This window comes from Micromonospora sp. NPDC049201 (genome assembly GCF_055586805.1).
In genome coordinates this window covers 1-23590 of record NZ_JBVJHM010000006.1, presented here as the reverse complement: position 1 = coordinate 23590, position 23590 = coordinate 1, and the positions used below count along the sequence as shown (strand labels likewise).

The 23590-nt window shown below is 75.2% G+C and carries 18 protein-coding genes and 1 pseudogene; 4 read left to right on the top strand and 15 right to left on the bottom strand.

Annotated features, from left to right (window positions below; all coding sequences use genetic code 11):
- Positions 1-135: 135 nt before the first annotated feature.
- The 3 genes and pseudogenes from ACZ6O5_RS14260 to ACZ6O5_RS14250 all read right to left on the bottom strand — a co-directional run bounded on the left by ACZ6O5_RS14260 (position 136) and on the right by ACZ6O5_RS14250 (position 2855).
- Entirely contained in the window at positions 136-336 is a 201-nt protein-coding gene (locus tag ACZ6O5_RS14260) for a DUF3046 domain-containing protein (protein ID WP_018785963.1), read from the bottom strand.
- Positions 327-1645: pseudogene (locus ACZ6O5_RS14255) on the bottom strand (MFS transporter). Before ACZ6O5_RS14255 ends, ACZ6O5_RS14260 begins: the two are co-directional and overlap by 10 nt.
- A 67-nt stretch (positions 1646-1712) precedes the next feature.
- Entirely contained in the window at positions 1713-2855 is a 1143-nt protein-coding gene (locus ACZ6O5_RS14250) for an acyl-CoA dehydrogenase family protein (protein ID WP_465977270.1), read from the bottom strand.
- Between the two features lie 91 nt (positions 2856-2946).
- On the opposite strand from ACZ6O5_RS14250, the gene ACZ6O5_RS14245 reads away from it, so the two are divergent.
- The gene (locus tag ACZ6O5_RS14245) at positions 2947-3603 is read left to right on the top strand and encodes a 4a-hydroxytetrahydrobiopterin dehydratase (protein ID WP_465977268.1); all 657 of its coding nucleotides are present in this window, start codon (positions 2947-2949) and stop codon (positions 3601-3603) included.
- A gap of 226 nt (positions 3604-3829) precedes the next feature.
- Here ACZ6O5_RS14245 and ACZ6O5_RS14240 read toward each other — a convergent pair whose 3' ends face one another.
- Entirely contained in the window at positions 3830-4528 is a 699-nt protein-coding gene (locus tag ACZ6O5_RS14240; protein WP_465977266.1) for a UdgX family uracil-DNA binding protein, read from the bottom strand.
- 85 nt (positions 4529-4613) lie between these two features.
- Complete coding sequence (locus tag ACZ6O5_RS14235; protein ID WP_465977264.1) at positions 4614-5951, bottom strand: aminotransferase class I/II-fold pyridoxal phosphate-dependent enzyme; 1338 nt, start codon at positions 5949-5951, stop codon at positions 4614-4616.
- Positions 5952-5989: 38 nt separating this feature from the next.
- On the opposite strand from ACZ6O5_RS14235, the gene ACZ6O5_RS14230 reads away from it, so the two are divergent.
- A complete protein-coding gene (locus ACZ6O5_RS14230; RefSeq protein ID WP_465977262.1) occupies positions 5990-7219 on the top strand; it encodes a bifunctional pyridoxamine 5'-phosphate oxidase family protein/GNAT family N-acetyltransferase in 1230 nt (409 codons plus the stop codon).
- A gap of 4 nt (positions 7220-7223) precedes the next feature.
- Here ACZ6O5_RS14230 and ACZ6O5_RS14225 read toward each other — a convergent pair whose 3' ends face one another.
- From ACZ6O5_RS14225 to ACZ6O5_RS14180, 10 genes are all read right to left on the bottom strand, one after another.
- A complete protein-coding gene (locus tag ACZ6O5_RS14225) occupies positions 7224-8150 on the bottom strand; it encodes a sporulation protein (protein WP_465977866.1) in 927 nt (308 codons plus the stop codon).
- A gap of 137 nt (positions 8151-8287) precedes the next feature.
- On the bottom strand, positions 8288-9352 hold the full coding sequence (locus ACZ6O5_RS14220) for a hemolysin family protein (protein ID WP_465977260.1): 1065 nt from the start codon (positions 9350-9352) through the stop codon (positions 8288-8290).
- Positions 9349-10707 (bottom strand): hemolysin family protein, encoded by a 1359-nt coding sequence (locus ACZ6O5_RS14215; RefSeq protein ID WP_465977258.1) that lies wholly within the window; start codon positions 10705-10707, stop codon positions 9349-9351. Before ACZ6O5_RS14215 ends, ACZ6O5_RS14220 begins: the two co-directional genes overlap by 4 nt.
- Positions 10708-10872: 165 nt before the next feature.
- The gene (gene mnhG, locus ACZ6O5_RS14210; protein ID WP_465977256.1) at positions 10873-11202 is read right to left on the bottom strand and encodes a monovalent cation/H(+) antiporter subunit G; all 330 of its coding nucleotides are present in this window, start codon (positions 11200-11202) and stop codon (positions 10873-10875) included.
- Entirely contained in the window at positions 11199-11462 is a 264-nt protein-coding gene (locus ACZ6O5_RS14205; RefSeq protein WP_107156066.1) for an MrpF/PhaF family protein, read from the bottom strand. Before ACZ6O5_RS14205 ends, mnhG begins: the two co-directional genes overlap by 4 nt.
- The gene (locus ACZ6O5_RS14200) at positions 11459-12076 is read right to left on the bottom strand and encodes a Na+/H+ antiporter subunit E (protein WP_465977254.1); all 618 of its coding nucleotides are present in this window, start codon (positions 12074-12076) and stop codon (positions 11459-11461) included. The genes ACZ6O5_RS14205 and ACZ6O5_RS14200 overlap by 4 nt, the downstream gene beginning before the upstream one ends.
- The gene (locus ACZ6O5_RS14195) at positions 12073-13578 is read right to left on the bottom strand and encodes a Na+/H+ antiporter subunit D (protein WP_465977252.1); all 1506 of its coding nucleotides are present in this window, start codon (positions 13576-13578) and stop codon (positions 12073-12075) included. Before ACZ6O5_RS14195 ends, ACZ6O5_RS14200 begins: the two co-directional genes overlap by 4 nt.
- Positions 13579-13692: 114 nt before the next feature.
- Positions 13693-14160, bottom strand: a complete 468-nt coding sequence (locus ACZ6O5_RS14190) for a Na(+)/H(+) antiporter subunit C (RefSeq protein ID WP_465977250.1) — start codon at positions 14158-14160, stop codon at positions 13693-13695.
- Positions 14157-16988 (bottom strand): Na+/H+ antiporter subunit A, encoded by a 2832-nt coding sequence (locus tag ACZ6O5_RS14185; protein ID WP_465977249.1) that lies wholly within the window; start codon positions 16986-16988, stop codon positions 14157-14159. Before ACZ6O5_RS14185 ends, ACZ6O5_RS14190 begins: the two co-directional genes overlap by 4 nt.
- A gap of 222 nt (positions 16989-17210) precedes the next feature.
- Positions 17211-17564: a hypothetical protein gene (locus ACZ6O5_RS14180; RefSeq protein WP_107156090.1), complete on the bottom strand. Its 354-nt coding sequence runs from the start codon at positions 17562-17564 to the stop codon at positions 17211-17213.
- A gap of 177 nt (positions 17565-17741) precedes the next feature.
- Here ACZ6O5_RS14180 and ACZ6O5_RS14175 point away from each other — a divergent pair, with 177 nt between their 5' ends.
- Together ACZ6O5_RS14175 and ACZ6O5_RS14170 are read left to right on the top strand one after the other, a co-directional pair.
- Positions 17742-22397 (top strand): Lhr family helicase, encoded by a 4656-nt coding sequence (locus tag ACZ6O5_RS14175; RefSeq protein WP_465977248.1) that lies wholly within the window; start codon positions 17742-17744, stop codon positions 22395-22397.
- Between the two features lie 294 nt (positions 22398-22691).
- Entirely contained in the window at positions 22692-23504 is an 813-nt protein-coding gene (locus ACZ6O5_RS14170; RefSeq protein WP_465977247.1) for an SAM hydrolase/SAM-dependent halogenase family protein, read from the top strand.
- The last annotated feature ends 86 nt before the right edge of the window (positions 23505-23590 follow it).

Here is a 23590-nt window from a genome sequence, read left to right as displayed (position 1 = left end):
GGGACACGCTAGGCGCTGGGTCCGACAGAAAACCAGCCGACGGGCCGTGAGCTGTGGACGAGCACCCAGCTGTGGACAATAGCCGAACAGGTGTACGACTGGGCAAGCGACACGCGGAACCAGAGAAAAGGCTGCTCAGCGTAGCCGTGCGGGCACGCGGTCGGGATACGCGGCGACCACCGCGCGCCACACCACGTGCGTTTCCTCACCGGCCGCGAGCGCCTGCTCGACGGTCCGCCCGCCGAGCTGCGACAGCACCTGGTCGCTGGCGATGCTGGCCGCGTAGCCCGGCCCGAACGCCTCCTCCAGACGCGTCCAGAAGTCGGTCAGCCGCACGTGTTCAGTCCTCCTCGTCGAGTGGTTCCGCGCCGGGACGCCGCACCGCCAGCGCCACCAGCGGCACCACCGCGATCGCCGCCAGCAGGGTGAGCGTCGGGTACCCCACGGCCCGCATGACGAACCCGCTCACCGCCGCCGCGCCCGCCCCGGCCAGCCCCATCAGCAGGTCGGACAGGCCCTGCACACCGGGCCGGTCGGCGGCGGGCACCGACTCCGACAGCAGCGTCGAGCCCGCCACCATGGTGCCCGACCAGCCCAGCCCGAGCAGCGCCAGCCCCACCGAGAGCGGCGGGGTGTGGTGCCCGGCGGTGCCGGCCACCGCGCACGCGGCCAGCAGCAGCGCCACGCCGCCGAGGATCACCGGCCGCCGCCCCAGCCGGTCGGTCAGCCAGCCCACCACCGGCGAGAACGCGTACATGCCGGCGATGTGCAGGCTGAGCACGATGCCGACCACCCGCAGCACGTCCGCGTCGGAGTGCCACTCGCCGAGATGCACCGGGGTCATCGACATCACCGCGACCATCACCAGGTGCCCCACCGCGACCGCGGCGATGCCGAGTCGGGCGGCCGGCCGCCGGCGTACCGTCCGCCACGCGGCGACCATGCCGCCGCGGCGGGTGACCGCCCGGTCCGGGCCGGCGGGAGCGGCCGGTTCGGCCGCCGCCAGCCGGCGCGCGGTGCGCAGCGGGTCCGGCCGGAGCAACGCGAAGAGTACGACGGCAGCCAGCACGAACGCGACGGCGCTGAAGACGAACGGCCCGGCCAGCGTCGGCACGCCCCAGCCCCGGGTGGCGTCGTCGGCGAACGACGCGAGGTTCGGCGCGGTCACCGAGCCGATGGTGGTGGCCCACACCACAAGCGACAACTGCCGGCCCCGACGCGCCGGCTCGGCGAGGTCCACCGCCGAGTAGCGGGCCTGGAGGTTGGCCGCCGTGCCGCCGCCGAACAGCAGCATGCCGACGAAGAGCAGCGGCACCAGCCGGGTCACCGCGGCGGCCACCACCAGCACGCCGCCTGTCGCGCCGATCAGATAGGCCAGGACCAGCCCGGGGCGCCGCCCGCGCGCCGCCATCAGCCGGGTCACCGGCACGGCGAGCAGCGCCGCGCCGACCACCCCGGCGCTCTGCGCCAGCCCGGCCAGGGCGGTGCCGGCGATCCGGGCCGCGAGCAGCGCGCCGACCGAGATGCCGATGGCCACGCCGAGGCCGCCGACGATCTGGGTGAGGAAGAGCAGCCGGAGGGTACGCCGCTGGATGGCGGCGACATCGGGCCGGGGCGGGGCCGGCGCGGTCAGGTCGGTGGCCATGGCGCTCCTGGTGGGGACGGGTGCCCCATCCTTCCGCACCGGACCGACCGGCCGGCACCCGGTTTCGCTACAGGCCGAGACCGCGGCCGATGATCTCCTTCATGATCTCGGTGGTGCCGCCGTAGATGGTCTGCACCCGGCTGTCCAGCCACGCCTTCGCCACCGGGTACTCCGCCATGAAGCCGTACCCGCCGTGCAGTTGCACGCACCGGTCGGCGACCCGGTTCTGCAACTCGGTGGTCCACCACTTCGCCTTCGCCGCGTCGGTCACCGAGAGCCGGCCCGCGTCGTGCTCGGCGACGCAGTGGTTCACGAACGTCCGCGCGATGGTGACCTCGGTGTCCAGCTCGGCCAGGAGGAACCGGTTGTGCTGGAACGAGCCGATCGGGCGGCCGAACGCCTCCCGCGAGCGGGCGTACTCCAGCGTCAGCGCGAGCAGCTTCTCGCAGGCCGCCACCGCGGCGACCGCGATGCTCAGCCGCTCCCGGGGCAGGTTGGCCATCAGGTGGTAGAAGCCCTGGTTCTCGGCGCCGATCAGGTTCTCCGCCGGCACCCGGCAGTCGTCGAAGAACAGCTCGGCGGTGTCGTTGGCCTTCAGCCCGACCTTGGCCAGCCGGCGCCCCCGGCCGAAGCCCGGCGTGTCGCGTTCCACCACCACCAGGCTCACGCCGTGCGCGCCCTGCTCCGGGGCGGTCTTCACGACCACCACCACGAGGTCGGCCAGCTCGCCGTTGGTGATGAACGTCTTCTGGCCGTTGAGCACCAGCGAATCGCCGTCCCGGACCGCGGTGGTGCGGATGCCGGCCAGGTCGCTGCCCGCGCCCGGCTCGCTCATCGCGATCGCCGTGACCAGGTCACCCGAACAGAAGCCCGGCAGCCAGCGCTTGCGCTGGTCGGCGGTGGTCAGCTCGGTCAGGTACGGCGCCACCACGTCGTTGTGCAGGCCGAAGCCCAGACCGGTGCAGCCGGCCGCGATGATCTCCTCGTCGAGCACCGCGTTGAACCGGAAGTCACGCTGCCCGCCGCCGCCGTACGCCGGGTCCACGTCCGGACCGAGCAGCCCGGCCGCGCCCGCCTTGCGCCACACCGCGCGGTCGACGACGCCCTCGGCCTCCCACCGCTCGTGGTGCGGCACCGCCTCCCGGGCGAGGAACCGACGGCACAGGTCCCGGAACTCGTCGTGCACGGGCTGGTAGAGATGCTGCTCCATGGCGGCCAGTCTGGCACCGCTCACCCGCCCTGGACAGGGGCGATGCGCCCCCGGGGTGGCGGGGCGGCGGGACGCGCGTCAGGATGACCAGATGGCCACGCTGACCGGAGCACAGATCGCCGACGCCGGGCTGGACGGGTGGACGTACCTGCTGGGCGCGTTGCACACCCGCATCCGTACCCCCGACTTCGCGGCCGGGCTGGCGTTGGTGGCCGCGGTCGGCGCGGAGGCCGAGCGGGTGGACCATCATCCCGACCTGGACCTGCGCTACACCTTTGTGGACGTGCGGCTGTGGTCGCACGACGCGGGCGGCGTCACCGGGCGGGACGTGCGCCTGGCCCGGACGATCTCGGCCCTCGCCGCCGACGCCGGCCTGTCGCCGTCCCCGGCCGGGCTGTCCCGCCTGGAGTTCGCGCTGGACAGCCCGGAGCACGCCGCCGTCGCGCCGTTCTGGCGGGCGGTCCTGGCGTGGGAACGACCGGGCGGCGCGGACGCCACCGACGACGAGGTACGCGACCCGGCCGGCGCGCTGCCCACGATCTGGTTCCAGGCGTCCGGCCGCGAGGAACCCCGGCAGCGCTGGCACCCGGACGTGTGGGTCGACCCGGCCGCTGTCGCGGCGCGCATCGAGGCGGCGCTCGCGGCCGGTGGCACGCTGGTCAGCGACGCGGAGGCCCCGAACTTCTGGATGCTCGCCGACCCGGACGGCAACCGGGTCTGCCTGTGCACCTGGCAGGGACGCGCCTGACCCGTCGGATCTTCACCGGGCGGGGAGCCGCACCCGGCCGTCACCCACGGCTCGATGCGCCACCCGGAGCCCGCTCGACCGCACGAAGATGCGCCGCCGCCGGACCGCCTCACCCTTCGCGTCCAACTCGTAGCCATGGCGCGGCTCGTGCGGTCAGCGTGTCGGGAGACCGCATGTCCAGGCCGGGGACGCCGCTCGGATCGGAACGGGAGGAACGCCGCCCGCCTCAGCGCAGCACGCCGGCCGCCACCTTGAGGTCGGCGACCAGGCCCTCGTACGCGATGTCCTGGTTGTCGGCGCGCAGCACGGCGGACGGATGGATGGTGGCGAGCAGCCGGGTGTCCGGCGCGTCGGCGACCGCGCCGGACCGGTCCACCGGCACCCGCGCGAAGTCCTCCGGATGCTGGGCGGCGGCCGGCCAGGGCAGCAGCTCGCCGCGTTGTCTCGTCACCCGGAACGTCGGGCCGAGCAGCGCCTTGGCGGCGGTGGCGCCGAGCACCACCACGAGTTCCGGGCGCAGCCGGGCGAACTCGGCGACCAGCCAGGGCCGGCAGGCGGTGATGTGCACCCGGTCCGGGGTCTGGTGGATGCGCCGCTTGCCGCGCAGCTCGAAGCGGAAGTGCTTGACCGCGTTGGTCAGATAGATCTGGCCGGGGTCCAGGCCGGCGTCGTCCACGGCCTTACGCAGCAGTCGGCCGGCCGGGCCGACGAACGGCAGGCCCTGCTGGTCCTCCACGTCGCCCGGCTGCTCGCCGACGAAGACCAGCCGGGCGCTCTCGTCGCCCCGACCGAAGACGGTCTGCGACGCGTCCCGGTACAGCTCGCAGCCGCGGCAGCCGGCCGCCGCGGTCCGCAGCGCGTCGATGGTGTCCGCCGACGGCGGGATGAACTCCTGCGCGCCGGGCGCGTTCTCGGTCTCGGCCATGCGGACCGTTCTACCCTTTCCGCCGGCCGGCACGCGGCACCTGCCGGCGCGCGTGTTAAAAGGGGGCCCTGCTATACCGGAGGCGTTAATAGGGGGCCCGGCCTTTCGCGGGCCGCACCGCGTGGGCGAGTGCGTCGGCAAGCGGCGGCAGGTCGGTGTCGTCGAGCGTGCTCACCGTGATCCGGACGGCGGGCGCGGCGGCGATCCGGTAGAGGCTGCCGGGCGCCACCGACCAGCCGGCGTCGCGCAGGGCGGTGACCGCGACCGTCTCGTCCGGCACCGGCACCCAGACGTTGATCCCGGTGCGCCCGTGCGCGGCCAGCCCGCGCGCGGCGAGCGCGGCGACCAGCCCGTCCCGCCGCCGGTCGTAGCCGTCCGCCGCGCGCCGCACCAGCTCGGCGGTGGCCGGATCACGCCAGAGCGCCAGGACCAGGTGTTGCAGCACGGTGGAGACCCAACCGGCGCCGACCTGCGCCCGGCCGGCCACCCGGGCCACCGTGGCCTCGTCGCCGGCCAGCACGGCGAGCCGCAGGTCGGGCCCGTAGGGCTTGCTCACCGACCGGACGAGGGCCCACGCCGGGGTCACCCCGGCGAGCGGGTGCAGGGGTACGCGGGCCAGCTCGGCGGCGTGGTCGTCCTCGATCAGCAGCAGGTCGGCCCGGTCGGCGAGCAGCGTGCGCAGCGACTCGGCCCGGTCGGCGGAGACGGCCGCACCGGTCGGGTTCTGGGCCCGGCTGGTCACCACCAGCGCCCGGACGCCGGCGGCCAGCGCGACCCGCACCCCGGCCACGGTCGGGCCGTCGTCGTCCACCGGCACCCCGACGGTACGCAGCCCGAGCGCGGCGATCAGGTCGAGCAGGTTGGCCCACCCGGGGTCCTCCACCGCGACCGCGTCACCGGGCCGCAGGTGGGCGGCGAGCAGCCGCTCGATGCCGTCCAGCGCGCCGCCGGTCACGGTCAGCTCGTCGGCCGGCACCCCGTCGGCGGCGAGCCGTTCCCGGGCGGCGGCGGCCAGTTCGGGCAGGACGGCGGCGTCCGCGTACCCGGCGGCGGGCCCGAATCCGGCGGCGAGCGCGGCCAGGTGCGGCCCGAGCGGCGGCAGCAGCCGGCGGTCGGGGTGGCCGGTGGCGAGGTCGCGGGTGTCGGGGCGCGGTGGCGGCAGCAGCGCCGCGCGGCGGGCGGCCACCGGCGGGCGGGGTCGGACCCGGGTGCCGAGCCGGCCGGCGGTGACGACCAGGCCACGCTGCCGCAGGTCCTGGTACGCCCGGGCGACGGTGGCCGGGCTGACGCCCAACTCGCCGGCGAGCGCCCGGACCGCGGGCAGCGGGTCGCCCGGGGCGAGCGCGCCGGCGCGGACGGCGGATTCCACGCTCGCCGAAATGGCCACCGACGTGGCACCGCTGATCTGATAACGTGCTGACACAGTTCGGAGATTGTACTAGAACAAAATCGGGAGATCGCATGTACCCCCGGACCGAGCGCACCACCGCCACCCGCACCCGCGACCGGATGCACTACGACCGGGCCACCGCCCACGCGCTGCTCGACGAGGCGTACCACTGCGCGCTGGCGTTCACCTCCGACGGCGAGCCACGCGTCCTGCCGACCCTGCACGTCCGCGTCGACGACACGCTCTACCTGCACGGCTCCACCGGCAGCCGGCCGCTGCTCGCCGCCCGGGGCGCGGACGGGCTGCCGGTCAGCGTCGCGGTCACCCACCTCGACGGGCTGGTCTACGCCCGGTCCCAGTTCCACCACAGCGCCAACTACCGCTCGGTCGTCGCGCACGGCACCGCCCGGCTGGTCACCGACGAGCGGGAGAAGGCCGCCGTGCTGACCGCGCTGGTGGAGAAGGTGGCCGCCGGCCGCTCCACCGAGAGCCGGCCGCCGAACCGGCGCGAGCTGGCCGAGACCGCGGTGCTGGCGCTGCCCCTGCGGGAGGTGTCGGTGCGGATGCGCACCGGTGGCGTCAACGACGAGCCGGCCGACGCGGAGCTGCCGTACTGGGCCGGGGTGCTGCCGCTGCGGCTGACGCCGGGGCGGCCCGAACCGGACGCCGGCGTCGTCGCGCCGGTGCCCGCGTACCTGCGGTCGGCCCGCTCGCCCTGGCACGATGCGGTGGTGCTGCGCGGCGAGCACGTCGTGCTGGAACCGCTGGACCTCTCCCACGCCGAGGAGCTGCACGCCGCGAGCGAGGACCCGGAGGTCTGGCGGCACCTCGGCAGCCGGCAGCCGGCCGACCCCGCCGGGATGCGGCAGATCATCGCCGGCTACCTCGACGCGCAGCAGCGCGGCGAGCAGGTGTGCTGGGCGCAACGCTGCGCCCGCACCGGCGCCGTCGTCGGCACCACCTCCTGGTACGAGATCGACCCGGCCCGCCGGTCGCTGGCGATCGGGTACACCTGGCTGGGTCGGCCGTGGTGGCGGACCGGCGTCAACACAGAGGCGAAGCTGCTGCTGCTCACCCGGGCGTTCGAGGAGCTGGACGCGGTTCGCGTGGTCTGGCACACCGACATCCGCAACGAGCGCTCCCAGCGGGCCGTCGAACGGCTCGGCGCGACCCGGGAGGGCGTGCTGCGGCACCACAAGCAGCGCCCCGACGGCTCCTGGCGGGACACCGCGCAGTATTCGATGCTCGCGCCGGAGTGGCCGGACGCACGGGCCCGGCTCCGTCCGGCCGTTTCCGCCTGACACCTCAGGTGCCGTCGCCGCCGCCACCGCCGCCGACGCCCCCGCTGCCGGCCGTGCCGCCGAGGCCGTAGCCGGGTGCGACCGGCTGGTCGGGGTGGCGGCTGACGTGCGCCGACTCCCGGATCGTGGCCGACCAGTCCGCGTGCGCGGCGGCTGCGGCGTGCCGGTCGATGGCGTGCCGCAGCCAGCCGTCCACGGTGGCCACCCAGTCCCGCCGGTCCGCTCCGGCGTGCCAGACCCGGAACCGGCTGATGCTCTGGTGGGTCACCCCGGCCAGGGACAGCCGCCGGTCCAGCCAGAACAACACCTCCATGCCGGCCGAGTCGGTCAGCATGATCACTTCCAGCTCGGTCATCGGGCCGGCGTAGAGCGGGGCGGCCCAGAAGCCGAGCCGCTGCTGGAACGGCAGCGGCTGCGCCACCCCGGGCAGCCGGCCCTGCTGGAGTCCCGCCTGTCGCATCACGAAGCCGAGCGTGTCCAACGCGGCGAGCAGGTGCTGCTGGGTGGGCAGCGGGTGGACCAGGACCGGCACCATCTCGCCCTGGTCGAGGTCCGGGTCGACGGACACCTCGGTCCGCAGCCCGGTGCGCAACGTCATCAACGGCACCCCGCCGAACACCGTCACCGGCGTCGCCCAGGGCAGCGGCACGGCGAAGTCCACCGCCCGCCGCCGCCCGCCCGGCACCACGAACCGGCCCGCGATCGGCCACTGGTGGTACTGCACCAGCCGGCGCGGCGCCCCCGGGTCCTCCGGCTCGACCTGGGTGACCAGCCCGAGGCGGATGTGCCGGACCAGGACGTCCTCGCCGTCGGCGGCCAACGTCACCCGGCCCGGCAGGCGCAGGCCCGGCCGGGTGCTCGGATTGGGCAGCGTGGTGGTGACCGAGAGCCCGGTCCAGGCCGACCCCCGCGACACCCCGGTGAGCCGCACACCGGGGCATTCCCCCTCCCCACCCACCCACACCCGCCCTCCCCCTCTCCTCCCCCGCCCTGTTTCCCGGAAAGAGTGGCTATCCGAGGCCGGATAGCCACTCTTTCCGGGAATCCGCGCCCGGGGTGGGTGGGGGGTCAGCGGAGGCGGCGGCCCCTGGGGACCGGGTCGGTCTCGTCGTCGAACTCGCCGATGACCTCCTCCAGGAGGTCCTCCAGCGCGACGAAGCCGATCGGCCGGGTCGGGCCACCACCGTTGCGGACCAACGCGAGCTGCGCCTGGCGGCCCCGCATCGCCGCCACCGCCTCGGACACCGACGACTCGGCCGGCAGCGTGAACGCGTTCGTCATCAGCTCCTCGGCGGTCGCCGTCCGGCCGGTGGTCACCGCGCGCACCGCCTCCCGCACGTGCACCAGGCCGCAGACCTCGCCACCGCTGTCGACCACGGCGAGGCGGGACCGGCCGCTGTCCCGGGAGACGTGCTCGATCCGTTCGGCGGTGTCCTCCCGGCGGACCGTGACGATCTTGTCGAACGGCTCCATCACCTGGGCCACCGTGGTGCCCTGCAACTCCAGCATGCTGGTCAGCAACTGGTGCTGCTCGGCGCCGAGCAGCCCGTGCTCCCGGGACTGCTCCAGCAGGATGCGCAGCTCGTCCGGGCCGTGCACCTGGGCGAGCTGGTCCTGCTGCTGCACGCCGACCAGCCGCAGCATCGCGTTGGCCAGCCCGTTCAGCAGCGACAGCACCGGGCGGGCGATCCGGGCGAACGCCCGGAACGGCAGCGCCAGCAGCATCGCCGAGCGCTCCGCGTCGGTGATCGCCCACGACTTCGGCGCCATCTCGCCGACCACCAGGTGCAGGAACGTCACCAGGCCCAGCGCGAACACCAGCGCCACCACGTGGCTCGCCGCGTCGGGCAGGCCGACCGCGTGCAGCAGCGGGCTGAGCAGGTGCTCGATGGCCGGCTCGGCCAGCGCGCCGAGGCCCAGCGTGCACAGCGTGATGCCGAGCTGCGCGCCGGCCAGCATCAGGCTCAGCTCGCGGACGCCGTCCAGCGCCGCGCGGGCCGCCCGGCCGCCACCGGCCGCGGACTGCTCCAGCCGGTACCGCTTGGCGGCGACGAGCGCGAACTCGGCCGCCACGAAGAATCCGTTGAGCGCCAGCAGCACCACGGAGAAGATCAACGCGAACCCGGGGCTCATGCGGCACCCTCCCCGGCCACGCCGGCGGTCGTCCGGAGCCGGACCGAGTCGGCGACGTGCCGGTCCACGGCCAGCACCTCCACCAGCACCCGGGGCCCGGACGGCGGCGGTTCGTCACCGTCACCGGCGAGCGCGATCTCCAGCCGGTCGCCCACCTCGGGCACCCGACCCAGCTCCCGCATGACCAGGCCGGAGAGCGTGTCGTACTCCGGCGCCTCGGGCAGTTCGATGCCGGTGCTGTCGGCGACCTCGTCGATCCGCCAGCGGGCCGGCACCACCCAGGAGCCGTCATCCTGCCGGGCCGGCGCGCGGTCCGGCGGGTCGTCCTCGTCGCGGATCGGCCCGACCAGCTCCTCGGCGAGGTCCTCCAGCGTGATCACGCCGGCGAACCCGCCGTACTCGTCGACCACGCAGGCCAACTGCCGGTGCCCGGACCGGAGCCGGTCCAGCACCGTCGGCAGCGGCAGCGTCTCCGGCACCAGCAACGGGGGTACGGCCACCGCGTCGATCCGGGTACGCGCCCGCTCGGCCGGCGGCACGCCCAGCACGTCGGCGATGCCGACCACGCCGATCAGGTCGTCGACGCCCTCGGCGCCGCGCACCGGGAACCGGGAGTGGCCGGTGTCGAGCATCTCGACGATCCGGCTGACCGGCTCGTCGGCCCGGACGGTGTGCACATCGACCCGGGGCACCATGGCCTCACCGGCGGTCAGCCCCCGGAAGTCGAGCCCCCGGTCCAGCAGGTCGGACATCTCCGCGTCGAGATGCCCCTCCTCGCGGGACTCGGCGATGATCTGTTCCAGGTCGGCCGGGGTGGCGCCGCTGGGCAGCTCCTCGATCGGCTCGATGCCGACCCGGCGGAGCAGCCGCACGGCGGCCCGGTCGAAGAGCGTGATCAGCGGACCGGCGAGCCGCAGGTAGATCAGGGTGGACCGGGACAGCGCCCGGGCCAGTGGCACGGCCCGGGCGATGGCCAGGTTCTTCGGGGCCAGCTCGCCCAGGACCATCTGCACCACGGTGGCGATGACCAGGGCCAGCGCCACCGACAGCGGCAGCGCCACCGCGCCGGACACGCCGGCCACGCCGAGCAGGCCGGCCAGCCCGGCGCCCAGGTACGGCTCGGCGACGTAACCGACGAGCAGGGCGGTCACGGTGATGCCGAGCTGAGCGCCGGAGAGCATGAAGGAGAGCCGCCCGGTCACCTCCAGGGCGCGGGCGGCGGCGCGGTCGCCACCGTCGGCGAGTTGCTTGAGCTTGCCGCGGTCCACGGCGACGTAACCGAACTCCTGCGCCACGAAGTAACCGGTGGCGGCGGTGAGCACGGTGATGAGAAGGAGACCGACGAGGATCAACACGGGAGGTTCAGGGCTCCCGGGGTCGTCGGGGAGGGAAGATGCCGGGTACGACCCGGCCGGCTACTGCTGCCCTCCGGGGCAGGAGAGTCGATCATGCGGCCCATTTTATCGGTGCCCGCTGGATGCTCGCTGAAGGTGCCGAAAAGCCTCCCCCGCGTCCGGTTCTCAGCGTCCGGCCAGCTCGTCGACGTCGAGCAGCGACCGGTCGACCCGCCCGGACCGGTAGGCGGCCCGTCCGATCATCTGCGCGGCGACCGGCGCGGTGGAGAGCTGGAAGATCGCCACCAGCGCCAGCATGCCCAGGTCCGAGCCGGTACGCAGCCGCAACGCCAGCCCGCCCAGCAACAGCAGCACGCCGAGCACCTGCGGTTTCGTGGCGGCGTGCATCCGGTCCAGCGTGTCCGGGAAGCGCACCAGCCCGATGCCGGCGACCAGGCTCAGCAGCGCGCCGCCCAGCAGCAGGAACCCACCCACCCAGTCCGCCACCGCGCTCACGATTCGGCCCGGACGGCGAAGCGGACCAGGGAGACCGAGCCCACGAAGCCGAGCAGTGAGAGCACCACCAGCACGGGCAGCGTGGTGGCGTGCCGGTTCACCGCCGCCTCCGCCCCCACCGCGCCGAGCATGGCGGCGAGCAGCAGGTCGGCGCCGACGATGCGGTCGAGCAGGGACGGGCCACGGTAGATCCGGGTCAGGGCGAGCAGCGCGGTGGCCGAGAGCAGCACGGTCAGCGCGACGGCGAGCAGGACGGTCACGGGTGGTTCCTCCGTTCGACGGGTTCGGTGTCGAGCTGGCGTACCTCGGTGGGAGCGCCGACGGCGCGGACGATGCGCCGTTCGACGGCGAGCACGCGGTCACGGCTGCCGGTCAGGTCCTCGGGGCCGCGCACGTCGAGCACGTGCACGTAGAGCACCCCGCGCGTGCGGTCGATGTCGAGGATCAGGGTGCCCGGCACCAGCGAGATCACCTCGGCGGTGAGCGCCAGGTTGAGGTCGGTGCGGACCCGCAGCGGCACCGCGATGATCCCGCCGCGCGGCCGGTAGCCGGGGCGCAACGCGACGGCGGCGACGTGCACGCTGGCGCTGACCAGCTCCCCGACGAACGTGCCGGCGAGCACCAGCAGGGGCCCCGGCCGCAGCCGCCCGCCGAAGGTCACCGACGGCAGCGGGAAGAAGAACAGCACCGCCGCGCCGATCGCCAGGCCGGTGAGCAGGTTGCCCCAGGAGACGTCGCCCCAGAGCAGCAGCCAGACGACGACCAGCCAGCAGAGCGCCACGGCCTGGTCACGCCGACGGCCGCCGCGCCCCACCGTCGGCGGGTCGCCGCCCGGCGCTGCGCCGGCCCGGTCCGGGCCCGGGTCGGTGGTCACGGCACGTCCCGGGGCAGCACGGCCCGCACGTACGGGGTGCGTTGGCGCAGGTCGGCGGCGGCGTCCGCGGTGACCTGGAACAGCGGCCCGGCCACCAGCGTGAGCAGCACGCCGAGCCCGACGAGCGCGGCGGTGGCGCCGACCATCAGGCCGGGCAGCCGGGCGTCCGGCGTGGTGGTGGCCAGCCGCGGCGCCCGCCAGAACGCGATGTTCCACACCCGGGACGCCACGTAGAGCGTCAGCAGGCTGGTCAGCGTGCCGGCGCCGACCAGCACGGCGGGCAGCGCGCCGCCGGCCGCCACGCCGGCCTGGAGCAGGCCGAGCTTGCCGAGGAAGCCGGAGAACGGCGGGATGCCGGCCAGGTTCATCGCCGGGACGAAGAAGAGCACCGCGACCACCGGGGTGACCCGCGCCAGACCGCCGAGCCGACGCAGGTCGGTGCTGCCGGCGCGTTGCTCGACCAGGCCGGCGACCAGGAAGAGCGTGGTCTGGACGGTGATGTGGTGCACCACGTAGAAGATCGCGCCGGACAGACCGGCGACGCTGCTCAACGCCACCCCGAAGATCATGTAGCCGATGTGGCTGACCAGCGTGAAGGAGAAGAGCCGCTTCATGTCCGACTGCGCCACCGCGCCCAGGACGCCCACCACCATGGTCAGGCCGGCCACCACCATCAGCAGCCCGTCGACCTGGCCGCCGGGGAAGAGCAGCGTCTCGGTGCGGATGATCGCGTACACGCCGACCTTGGTCAGCAGGCCGGCGAAGACCGCGGTCACCGGCGCGGGCGCGGTCGGATAGCTGTCCGGCAGCCAGGCGGAGACCGGGAAGACCGCCGCCTTGATGCCGAACGCGAGCAGCAGCACGAGCTGCAACGCCAGGCGTACGCCGGCGGGCAGCGCGTCGAGCCGGCCGGCGAGCTGCGCCATGTTCAGCGTGCCGGTGGCCGCGTACACCAGCCCGACGGCGGACAGGAAGAGCAGCGACGACAGGATGCTGACCACCACGTACGTCGAGCCGGTGCGCAGCCGCACCTCGGTGCCGCCCAGCGTGATCAGCACGAAGCTCGCGGCCAGCAGGATCTCGAAGCCGACGAACAGGTTGAACAGGTCCCCGGCCAGGAACGCGTTCGTCACGCCGGCGGTGAGCACCAGGTAGGTGGGGTGGAAGATGCTCACCGGCGCGGTCTCGCCGGTCTCCGCCCGCCCCTGGCCGATCGAGTAGAGCAGCACGCACAGCGTGACCGCCGAGGAGACCACCACCATGAGCGCCGCCAACTGGTCCGCGACCAGCACGATGCCGACCGGCGCCGGCCACCCGCCGACGCGCACCACCACCGGCCCGTAGCGGTACGCCTGGACCAGCAGCACCACCGCGACCAGCAGCACGCCGGCCAGGCAGAGCACGCTGATCGAGCGCTGCAACCGGGGCCGGCCGGACAGCATCAGGGTGAGCGCCGCGCCGAGCAGCGGCACCACCACCGGCAGCGGCACCAGCCCGCTCACCGCGCCGCCTTCCGTCGCGACTGCGGGGCTCGCAAGCCCGGCTCACTCCTCGCGCTCACCGCGCCGCCTTCCGTCGCGACTGCGGGGCTCGCGAACCCGGCTCACTACTCGCGCTCACGACTCCTCGTTCCGCCGTAGCCGGCGGCGGGCCGGCTCCGGGTCGACCTGTTCCGGGTCGCCGTCCGGGCCGTCGCCGCCGAGGTCCGCGGTGGCCACCTCGTTGCGTTCGGCCAGCCGGACGGTCTGCCGGTCCTCCAGGTCGTCCTGCACCTCGTCGTCGCCGCTGGTGTACCAGCTCCGGTAGGCGACCGCGAGCAGGAACGCGGTCAGCCCGAACGTGATCACCACGGCGGTGAGCACCATGGCCTGCGGCAGGGCGTCGCTCATGTCGCCGGTCGGCGCGGTGCCGACCAGCGGGGCGGCGCCGGACCGCCCGCCGAGCAGGATGAGCAGGTTCACCCCGTTGCCGAGCAGGATGACGCCGAGCAGGATCCGGGTCAGGCTGCGTTCCAGCACCAGCGTGACGCCGGTGGCGACGAGCACCCCGACCGCCAGCACCAGCACCAGCGTCGGCCCCGTCACGCGCCCGGCCCCTCACGCCGGACCGTCAGGCCACGGCCCGGCTCGCCGGCCGCCTCGACGTGCCGGTCCACCTCGGCGCCCAGGCTGCGCAGGATGTCCAGCACCAGCCCGACCACCACCAGATAGACACCGATGTCGAAGAAGATCGACGTGACCAGGTAGAAGTGGCCGATCAGCGGCAGCCACAGGTCCACCTTGACGCTCTGCAGCACCTCGCCGCCGAGCACCAGGCCGAGCACGCCGCTGCCGACCGAGACCGCCAGGCCGGCGCCGAGCACCGTGCCGGCCCCGACCGGCGCGGCCTCGGCCAGCTCGTACCGCCCGCCGGCCAGGTAGCGGAGGGTCAGCGCGAGGCCGGCGACCAGCCCGCCGGAGAACCCGCCGCCCGGCGCGTTGTGCCCGGAGAAGAGCAGGAACAGCGAGAAGAGCAGCACGGTGTGGAAGATCAGCCGGGTGACCACCTCGAACACGATCGACCGCCGCCGCTCGTGCAGTGTCTGCCCGCCGCGCAGCCAGACCGCGCGGCCGGGGCGCGGCACCGCCGGGCGGGGGCGGCGTGGGCGTGGCCCGGTGCGGGAGCGCTCGAAGATCAGGCTGGCCACCCCGGTCGCGGTCACCACCAGCACCGAGATCTCGCCCATGGTGTCCCAGGCCCGGATGTCCACGAGCGTCACGTTGACGACGTTGCGGCCGTACCCCTGCGCGACCGCGAGGTCGGGGAACGCCGCGGAGATCGACGGCGCCCGGCGGGCCCCGGCCGCGGTCAGCGCCAGGCCGGCCAGCACCAGGCCGGCGGCGACGCCGATGCCCCCCCGCAGCCACCGGCTGCGGCGCAGCGGACGGGCCGAGAAGCGTTCCGGCAGCCGGCGCAGCACCAGCACGAAGACGGCGATGGTGGCGGTCTCCACCAGGAACTGGGTGAGCGCCAGGTCCGGCGCGCCGTAGAGGACGAACATCATCGCGGTGCCGTAGCCGGTCACGCCGACCAGCAGCATGGCGGTGAGCCGGCGGCGCGCGCCGACCGCGAGCACCGCCGCGACCGCGATCACCACGCAGACCACCAGTTGGGTCGGGGTGTCCCAGGGCGCCAGCTCGACCCGCCACGGCGCGGTGGCCACCATCGCCCCGCCCGGCACGACCACCAGGACGAGCAGCACGGTGCCGAGGTACTGCGGCAGCGAACCACGCTGGGTGGCGCCGGTGACCTCGATGGCGAGCCGGTCGAACCGGTGGATCAGCCACTCGTAGCCCTGGTTGCCGCTCACCGGCGAACGCAGCCGGGCCAGCGCGGGGGCGAGCGGGCCACGGAGCAGGTGCAGCAGCACGCCGCCGGCCAGCACCAGCGCGGAGAGGCCGAGCGCCACGGTGGGCCCGTGCCAGAGCGCCAGGTGCTCCTCGACCGGGCCGAACAGCTCGGCGTACGGCTGGAGCAGGCCGCCCACCCAGCCGGCGGCCAGGCCGGCGGCGAGCCCGGCCACGGCCAGCAGCGCCGGGGGTACCACCATCGCCACCGGCTGTCGGTCCAGCACGGTGTCCCGGACCCCGGGTCGGGTGCCGAACGCGCCCCACAGGAAGCGGATGCTGTAGCCCGCCGTCAACGCGCTGCCGGCGACCAGCGCCACCAGCACCCACGGCCGGTCGGTGAACGCGGCGAGCACGCCCTCCTTGGCCACGAAGCCGAGCAGCGGCGGGACGCCGGCCATCGACGCGGCGGCCAGCGCGGCGACGGCGGCCAGCAGCGGCGCGGCCCGGCCCACGCCGGACAGGTCCCGCAGGTCCCGGCTGCCCGTGGCGTGGTCGAGGATGCCGACGACGAGGAAGAGCGCGGCCTTGAACAGCGCGTGCGCGGCCAGCAGGGCGACGCCGGCCAGGGCCGCGGCCGGGGTGCCCGCCCCGAACGCCACCGCCAGCAGGCCGAGCTGACTGACCGTCCCGTACGCCAGCAGCAGCTTCAGGTCGCACTGCCGCAGCGCCGCCCAGCCGCCGCCGACAAGCGTGACCAGCCCGGCGACCACGGTGACCGGCCGCCACGGCCCGGCCGGGGCGAGCGTCGGGCCGAGCAGCCCGATCAGGAAGATGCCGGCCTTCACCATCGCCGCCGCGTGCAGGTACGCGCTGACCGGGGTCGGGGCGGCCATCGCCACCGGCAGCCAGGCGTTGAACGGGAACACCGCGGACTTGGCCAACACGCCGGTCAGGATCAGCAGCACGGCGGTGGCCAGGTAGCCGCCGCCGGGCAGCGGCGCGGCGGCCACCGCCGACCAGCGGTAGCTCCCGGCGTGGTGGCCGAGCAGCAGGAAGCCGACCAGCATGGCCAGCCCGCCCAGCGTGGTGACGGTGAGCGCCTGGGCGGCGGCCCACCGGCTGGCCCGGCGTTCGGTGCTGTGCCCGATCAGCAGGTAGGAGAAGACGGTGGTCAGCTCCCAGAAGACGTAGAGCAGCAGCAGGTCGTCGGCGACGACGAGGCCGAGCATCGCGCCGGCGAACGCGACCAGCACGGCGGCGAACCGGGCCAGGCCCACCGAGCCGGGCGGGAAGTAGCGGGCGGAGTAGACAAGCACCAGCGCACCGACGCCGCCGACCAGCAGCAGCATCAGCCAGGACAGCGTGGTGACCCGCAGGGCCAGGTCGAACCGGAGCTGCGAAATCCAGGGGTACGTCTCGACCACCGCGCCGCCGTGGCGTACCGCGCCGGTGTGCGCCACCGCCCAGCCGGCCGTGGCCGCCGGGGCGAGCGCCAGCAGCAGGCAGGCGCGCGGGCCCCACCTGCGGACCAGCAGCGGGGCGAGCAGTGCCGCCACCAGGTGCAGGATCAGCAGGACGAGCACGCGTACTCCCGGTCGAGGTACAGCGCGGCGGCACGCTGCGGGTACGACCGATCACACGCCACTTCCCCACCCGCCGCGCCGTTTTCCCCGAAACCCACCCCGCCGTCCCCCACCTCCCCGCCCGCCCGCTTCCGCGGTGATCAAGGAGTTCGCGTCACCGCACCGCGAGACCGCGGACACGAACTCCTTGATCACCCAAGAAGGGGGTGAGGGGTGAGGGGGTCAGGGGAAGCGGGCCGGGTTTCGGCGGGGGTCGCCGGGCTGGGTCGGGTGGTTGAGCTGGCGGGCGGCCCGGTCCACCACGCGCTGGGCGGCGGCGAGGGAGCGGACCGGGAGCCGGGTGTCGCGGCTCTCCCGGCGCAGCACGAAGTAGTGCACCGCGGCGCGGACCAGCGCGCGGTCGGCGGCGCTGGACCGGGCGGTGGCGACGACGAGCTGACGCAGGCGCTCGGCCAGCTCCTCGGCCAGCTCCAGCTCCGGGCCGTGCAGACCGGCGCGAAGCGAGGCGAGCCGGCTGTCGACCTTCCGGATGAGCACGTCGGTGCCGGGTCGAGAGCCTCGCTCCTCAACGGTCATCCACGCCTCCACCCACGCCACGTTGCGAGTGAAGTTACTTTGTGTTGCATGCCGCAAGCAAGCAGTTAAGTGAGACTTAACGGAACAAATCCCTTATTCGTCGCGTCAATTGCCCGCCCGGTACCGAACCTCCCCGGCGACGGGCCGGATGTCGTACCGGCGGGGCAGGATGGTGCCGTGGCGAACGAGGTGGCCCCGGCCGACGGGGTGCTGGCGGAGTTCGGCGCGGCGACCCGGGAGTGGTTCACCGCGGCGTTCGCCGCGCCCACGCCGGCCCAGGCGGGCGCCTGGCGCTCGATCGCCGCCGGTCACCACGCGCTCGTGGTCGCCCCGACCGGCTCCGGCAAGACGCTCGCGGCGTTCCTCTGGTCGCTCGACCGGCTGGGCAAGGAGCCACCGCCGGCCGACCCCCGGCGGCGGTGCCGGGTGCTCTACGTCAGCCCGCTCAAGGCACTCGCCGTCGACGTGGAGCGCAACCTGCGGACCCCGCTCATCGGCATCCGGCAGGCCGCCACCCGGCTCGCGCTCGCCCCGCCCGACATCACCGTCGGCATGCGCACCGGCGACACCCCGGCCGACGAGCGGCGGGCCTTCGCCCGCACCCCGCCGGACGTCCTCATCACCACGCCCGAGTCGCTGTTCCTGCTGCTCACCTCCGCCGCCCGCGACTCGCTGCGCGGGGTGGACACGGTGATCGTCGACGAGGTGCACGCGGTGGCCGGCACCAAGCGCGGCGCCCACCTGGCGCTCTCCCTGGAACGCCTCGACGCGCTGCTGGAGCGGCCCGCCCAACGCATCGGGCTGTCCGCCACGGTGCGCCCGATCGACGTCTGCGCCCGCTTCCTCGGCGGTGCCCGCCCGGTCGACGTGGTGCAGCCGCCGGCCGACAAGACCATCGAGGTCAGCGTCCAGGTCCCGGTGGAGGACATGACCCGCCTCGACGAGCAGGAGCCCCCGGAGGACGAGCTGGGCGGGCTCGGCCCGCGCCGGCCCTCGATCTGGCCGGCCGTCGAGGAGCGGGTGCTCGCGTTGATCCGCGCGCACCGGTCCACGATCGTGTTCACCAATTCGCGGCGGGGGGCGGAGCGGCTCTGTGCCCGCCTCAACGAGCTGGCCGCCGAGGAGGCGGAGGCGGCGTCCGCCCCGGAGGGCAGCCGCGTGGCCCGGGGCGGGGAGCCGGTGCGCGTATCCGAGCTGTTGCCCGGCGTCGACGGCCCGCCGGCCGGCGACCGGGCCGGGCCGGTGCGCGCGCCCCGGCAGCCGGCCGAGGTGATGGCACAGTCCGGGGCCGCGACCGGGGCGCCGTCGGTGATCGCGCGGGCACACCACGGCAGCGTCTCCCGGGAGGAGCGCAAGCACATCGAGGAGGCGCTCAAGTCCGGTCAGCTCCCCGCCGTGGTGGCCACCTCCAGCCTGGAGCTGGGCATCGACATGGGCGCGGTCGACCTGGTGGTGCAGATCGAGGCGCCGCCGAGCGTCGCGGCCGGGCTGCAACGGGTGGGCCGGGCCGGGCACCAGGTCGGCGCCGTCTCCCGGGGCGTGGTCTTCCCCAAGCACCGCGGCGACCTGCTCTCCTGCACCGTGGTCGCCGAACGGATGGGCGAGGGCGCGATCGAGGAGCTGCACTACCCGCGCAACCCGCTCGACGTGCTGGCCCAGCAGATCGTCGCGATGGTGGCGTTGGAGCCGTGGCCGCTCGGCGACCTGGCCGTGCTGGTGCGGCGCGCGGCGCCCTTCGCGGAGCTGCCCGACTCGGCGCTGCACGCGGTGCTCGACATGCTCTCCGGCCGCTACCCGTCCACCGCCTTCGCCGAGCTGCGCCCCCGGCTGGTCTGGGACCGCGCCACCGACGTGCTGACCGGCCGGCCCGGCGCCCAGCGGCTCGCGGTGACCAGCGGCGGCACCATTCCCGACCGAGGGCTGTTCGGCGTCTTCCTGGCCGGGGCCGAGCGGGCCGCGCGGGTCGGCGAGCTGGACGAGGAGATGGTCTACGAGTCGCGGGTCGGCGACGTGTTCCTGCTCGGCTCGTCGTCCTGGCGCATCGAGGAGATCACCCCCGACCGGGTGCTGGTCTCCCCCGCGCCGGGGCAGGCCGCCCGGATGCCGTTCTGGAAGGGCGACCAGCTCGGCCGGCCGGTCGAGCTGGGCCGCGCGATCGGCGCCCGGGTCCGGGCGCTGCTGCGACAGTCCGACGCCGACGCGGTGGCGGCGCTGCGCGCCGGCGGGCTGGACGACTGGGCCGCCAGCAACCTGATGACGTACCTGCGCGAACAGAAGGCGGCCACCCGGTCGCTGCCCGACGACCGGACGGTGGTGGTCGAGCGCTTCCGCGACGAGCTGGGCGACTGGCGACTGGCCGTGCACTCGGTGCTCGGCGCCCGGGTCAACGGCCCGTGGGCGCTCGCCATCGGCCGCCGGCTGGCTGAACGCTACGGCGTGGACGCCCAGGTCATGCCCTCCGACGACGGCATCGTGGTGCGACTGCCGGACACCGCCGAGGAGCCGCCCGGCGCGGACGTGGTGGTCTTCGAGCCGGACGAGATCGCCCAGCTCGTCGAGGAGTCGGTCGGCACGTCGGCGTTGTTCGCCGCCCGGTTCCGCGAGTGCGCGGCCCGGTCGTTGCTGCTGCCCCGCCGCGACCCGCGCCGCCGGCAGCCGCTCTGGGCGCAACGCCAGCGCGCCGCGCAACTGCTCGACGTGGCCCGCGAGTACGCCGACTTCCCGGTCACCCTGGAAGCCGCCCGGGAGTGCCTCCAGGACGTCTTCGACCAGCCGGCCCTGGGCGGGCTGATGCGCGACCTGGCCGCCCGCAGGGTGCGCCTGGTCGAGGTGGAGTCCGAACGCCCGTCCCCGTTCGCCAGGTCGCTGCTGTTCGGGTATGTCGGGGCGTTCCTCTACGAGGGCGACGCGCCGCTGGCCGAGCGGCGGGCCGCCGCGCTGGCGCTCGACTCCGGGCTGCTCGGCGAGCTGCTCGGCCGGGTCGACCTGCGGGAGCTGCTCGACCCGGCGGTGCTCGCCGAGACCGAGCGGCAGTTGCGTTGGCGCACCGAGCAGCGGCGGCCCCGCGACGCCGAGGACGTGGTCGAGCTGCTCCGGGTGGTCGGCGACCTGAGCCCGGCCGAGCTGGCCGAACGCGGGGTGCCGGAGGCGTGGCCGGTGGAGCTGGCGGCGGCCCGCCGGGTGCTCCGGGTCCGGGTCGCCGGCGAGGACCGCTGGGTGATCGTCGAGGACGCCGCCCGGCTGCGCGACGCGCTCGGGGTGGCGCTGCCGGTGGGGGTGGCCGAGGCCCACCTCGCGCCGGTGGCCGACCCGCTCGGCGACCTGGTCGCCCGGTACGCGCGCACCCACGGCCCGTTCGCGGCGGCCACCTGCGCCGCCCGGTTCGGGCTCGGGGTGTTCGTGGTCGAGCAGGCGCTGCGCCGGCTCTCGGCGACCGGTCGGGTGGTCTCCGGCGAGTTCGCCCCGGACAGCGTCGGCACCCAGTGGTGCGACGCGGAGGTGCTGCGCCTGCTGCGCCGCCGTTCCCTGGCGGCACTGCGCCGGGAGATCGAGCCGGTGCCGCCCCGGGCGCTGGCCGCGTTCCTGCCCCGCTGGCAGCAGGTCGGCTCGTCGGCCCGGGGCGTCGAGGCGGTCGCCGCCGCCGTGGAGCAGGTGCAGGGCACGACCGTGCCGGCGTCCGCGCTGGAGCGTCTGGTGCTGCCGGCCCGGGTCGCCGACTTCTCGCCGGCCCAGCTCGACGAGCTGTGCGCCAGCGGCGAGGTGGTCTGGGCCGGCGCCGGCGCGATCTCCGGCGGCGACGGGTGGGTGACGCTTGCGTACGCCGACGTCGCGCCGTTGCTGCTGCCGCCACCGGACGAGGCGTTGACGCTCACCCCGCTGCACGAGGCCGTGCTCGACGCGCTCGGCGACGGGCAGGCGCTGTTCTTCCGTTCGCTCTCCGATCGGGTCGGCGCCACCGACGACGCCGCGTTGTCGGCCGTGGTGTGGGACCTGGTCTGGGCCGGCCACCTGACCAACGACACGCTCGCGCCGCTGCGGGCCGCGTTGGGCGCGGGTGGGGCACACCGGTCCCGGCCGGCGGCGCCGCGCACCCGCTACCGCCGGCCCGGTCGGGTGGCGCTGCCCAGCCGGGGCGGCCCGCCGACCATGGCCGGCCGCTGGTCCCGGCTGCCGGAACGCGACCTGGACCCGACCCGTCGGGCCGCCGCCCTGGCCGACCTGCTGCTGGAACGGCACGGGGTGGTGACCCGGGGCGCGGTGGTGGCGGAGCAGGTGACAGGTGGTTTCGCCGCCGTCTACCCGGTGCTGTCGGCGTTGGAGGAGCGCGGGGCGGCCCGACGCGGCTACTTCGTCGAGGGCCTGGGCGCGGCCCAGTTCGCGGTGCCCGGCGCGGTCGACCGGATCCGTGCGTTGGCCGACGACAGCCGGGACCGGGGCGGCGGCCCGACCGTGGTGCTGGCCGCCACCGATCCGGCGAACCCGTACGGCGCGGCGCTGCCCTGGCCGGACCGCGTCGTCGACTCGGGCGACGGGGCGGCACCCGCCACCGGTCACCGGGCCGGGCGCAAGGCGGGCGCGCTGGTGGTGCTGGTCGGCGGTGACCTGGTGCTCTATGTGGAGCGGGGCGGGCGGACGATCCTCTCGTTCACCGACGACACCGACGCGCTGGGGGCGGCCGGCAAGGCGCTCGCCGACGCGGTGCACTCCGGCGCGCTCGGCGCGATCTCGGTGGAGCGCGCCGACGGCGAGGCGGTGCACTCCTCCCCGCTGCGCGACGCGCTCACCGCGGCCGGGTTCCGGGCCACCCCCCGGGGCCTGCGCCTGCGCGGCTGACCGCGTCCGGACCGACCGGCACCGCACGGCTGACCCCGCCCGGACCGGCACCGCACGGCTGACCCCGCCCGGACCGGCACCGCACGGCTGACCCCGCCCGGACCGGCACCGCACGGCTGACCGCGCCCGGACCGGCCGACGCCGCACGGCCGGCTCAACCCGGACCGGCCGGCGCCGCAGGGACCGGCCGGCGGCACGACCGGCTCCCGTTCGGGCCGGGCGGTGCCGTGCGGCCACGGCGGGAGGGCGGGGCGACGTCCCGCTAGGGTGGCCGGAGACGACGAGGAGGAGCCGATGGCGAGTCATCCGGACGGACCACCGGTGACGCGCCGGCCGTGCGTCTCGCTGACCACCGACTACGGGCTGGCGGACGGTTTCGTCGCGGCCTGCCACGGGGTGCTCGCGCGGCTCGCGCCGACCGCCCGGCTGATCGACGTGACGCACCTGGTGCCGCCGGGCGACGTCCGCCGGGGCGCTGCGGTGCTGGCGCAGACGGTGCCGTACCTGCCGGTCGGGGTGCACGTCGGGGTGGTCGATCCGGGGGTCGGCACCGAGCGGCGCGGCATCGCGCTGACCACGCCCGGCGGGTTGCTGGTCGGGCCGGACAACGGCCTGCTCCTGCCCGCGGCGGAGGCGCTCGGCGGGGTGACCGCCGCAGTGGAGCTGACCAACCCGGCGTGGCTCGCGCCCACCGTGTCCCGCACCTTCCACGGGCGGGACGTGTTCGCGCCGGTGGCCGCCCGGCTGGCGCTCGGCGCGCCGCCGGCCGGGGCCGGGCCGGCCGTCGACCCGGCCACCCTGGTCCGGCTGCCGGAGCCGGTCATCCGGGCGGCGGCCGCCGGCTTCGACGCCGAGGTGCTGACCGTCGACCACTTCGGCAACGTCCAGCTCGCCGCGCCGGGCCCGCTGCTCGACGGCCTGCCGTCCCGGGTGCTGGTGAACGGGCGCGAGGCCGTGCACGGCCGCACGTTCGGCGACGCCACCCCCGGCGGACTGGTCGCCTATGTCGACTCGGCCGGCCTGGTGGCCGTGGCCGTGCACACCGGCCGCGCCGCCGACCTCCTCACCCTCTCCCCCGGCGACCTGGTCACCGTCACCACCCCCTGACAGTGATGATGTGGGAGCGGGTCACCCGGCCGGTCTGACTCACCCTCTGACTGACCGTGGTGTCTTCTAGGGGATTCGTCGGCTTG

Excerpts from the sequence above, each read along its gene's own strand:
- ACZ6O5_RS14220 (WP_465977260.1), bottom strand. The coding sequence starts at position 9,352 with ATGAGCCCCGGGTTCGCGTTGATCTTCTCCGTGGTGCTGCTGGCGCTC.
- ACZ6O5_RS14245 (WP_465977268.1), top strand. The coding sequence starts at position 2,947 with ATGGCCACGCTGACCGGAGCACAGATCGCCGACGCCGGGCTGGACGGG.
- ACZ6O5_RS14180 (WP_107156090.1), bottom strand. The coding sequence starts at position 17,564 with ATGACCGTTGAGGAGCGAGGCTCTCGACCCGGCACCGACGTGCTCATC.
- ACZ6O5_RS14250 (WP_465977270.1), bottom strand. The coding sequence starts at position 2,855 with ATGGAGCAGCATCTCTACCAGCCCGTGCACGACGAGTTCCGGGACCTG.
- ACZ6O5_RS14170 (WP_465977247.1), top strand. The coding sequence starts at position 22,692 with ATGGCGAGTCATCCGGACGGACCACCGGTGACGCGCCGGCCGTGCGTC.
- ACZ6O5_RS14230 (WP_465977262.1), top strand. The coding sequence starts at position 5,990 with ATGTACCCCCGGACCGAGCGCACCACCGCCACCCGCACCCGCGACCGG.
- ACZ6O5_RS14240 (WP_465977266.1), bottom strand. The coding sequence starts at position 4,528 with ATGGCCGAGACCGAGAACGCGCCCGGCGCGCAGGAGTTCATCCCGCCG.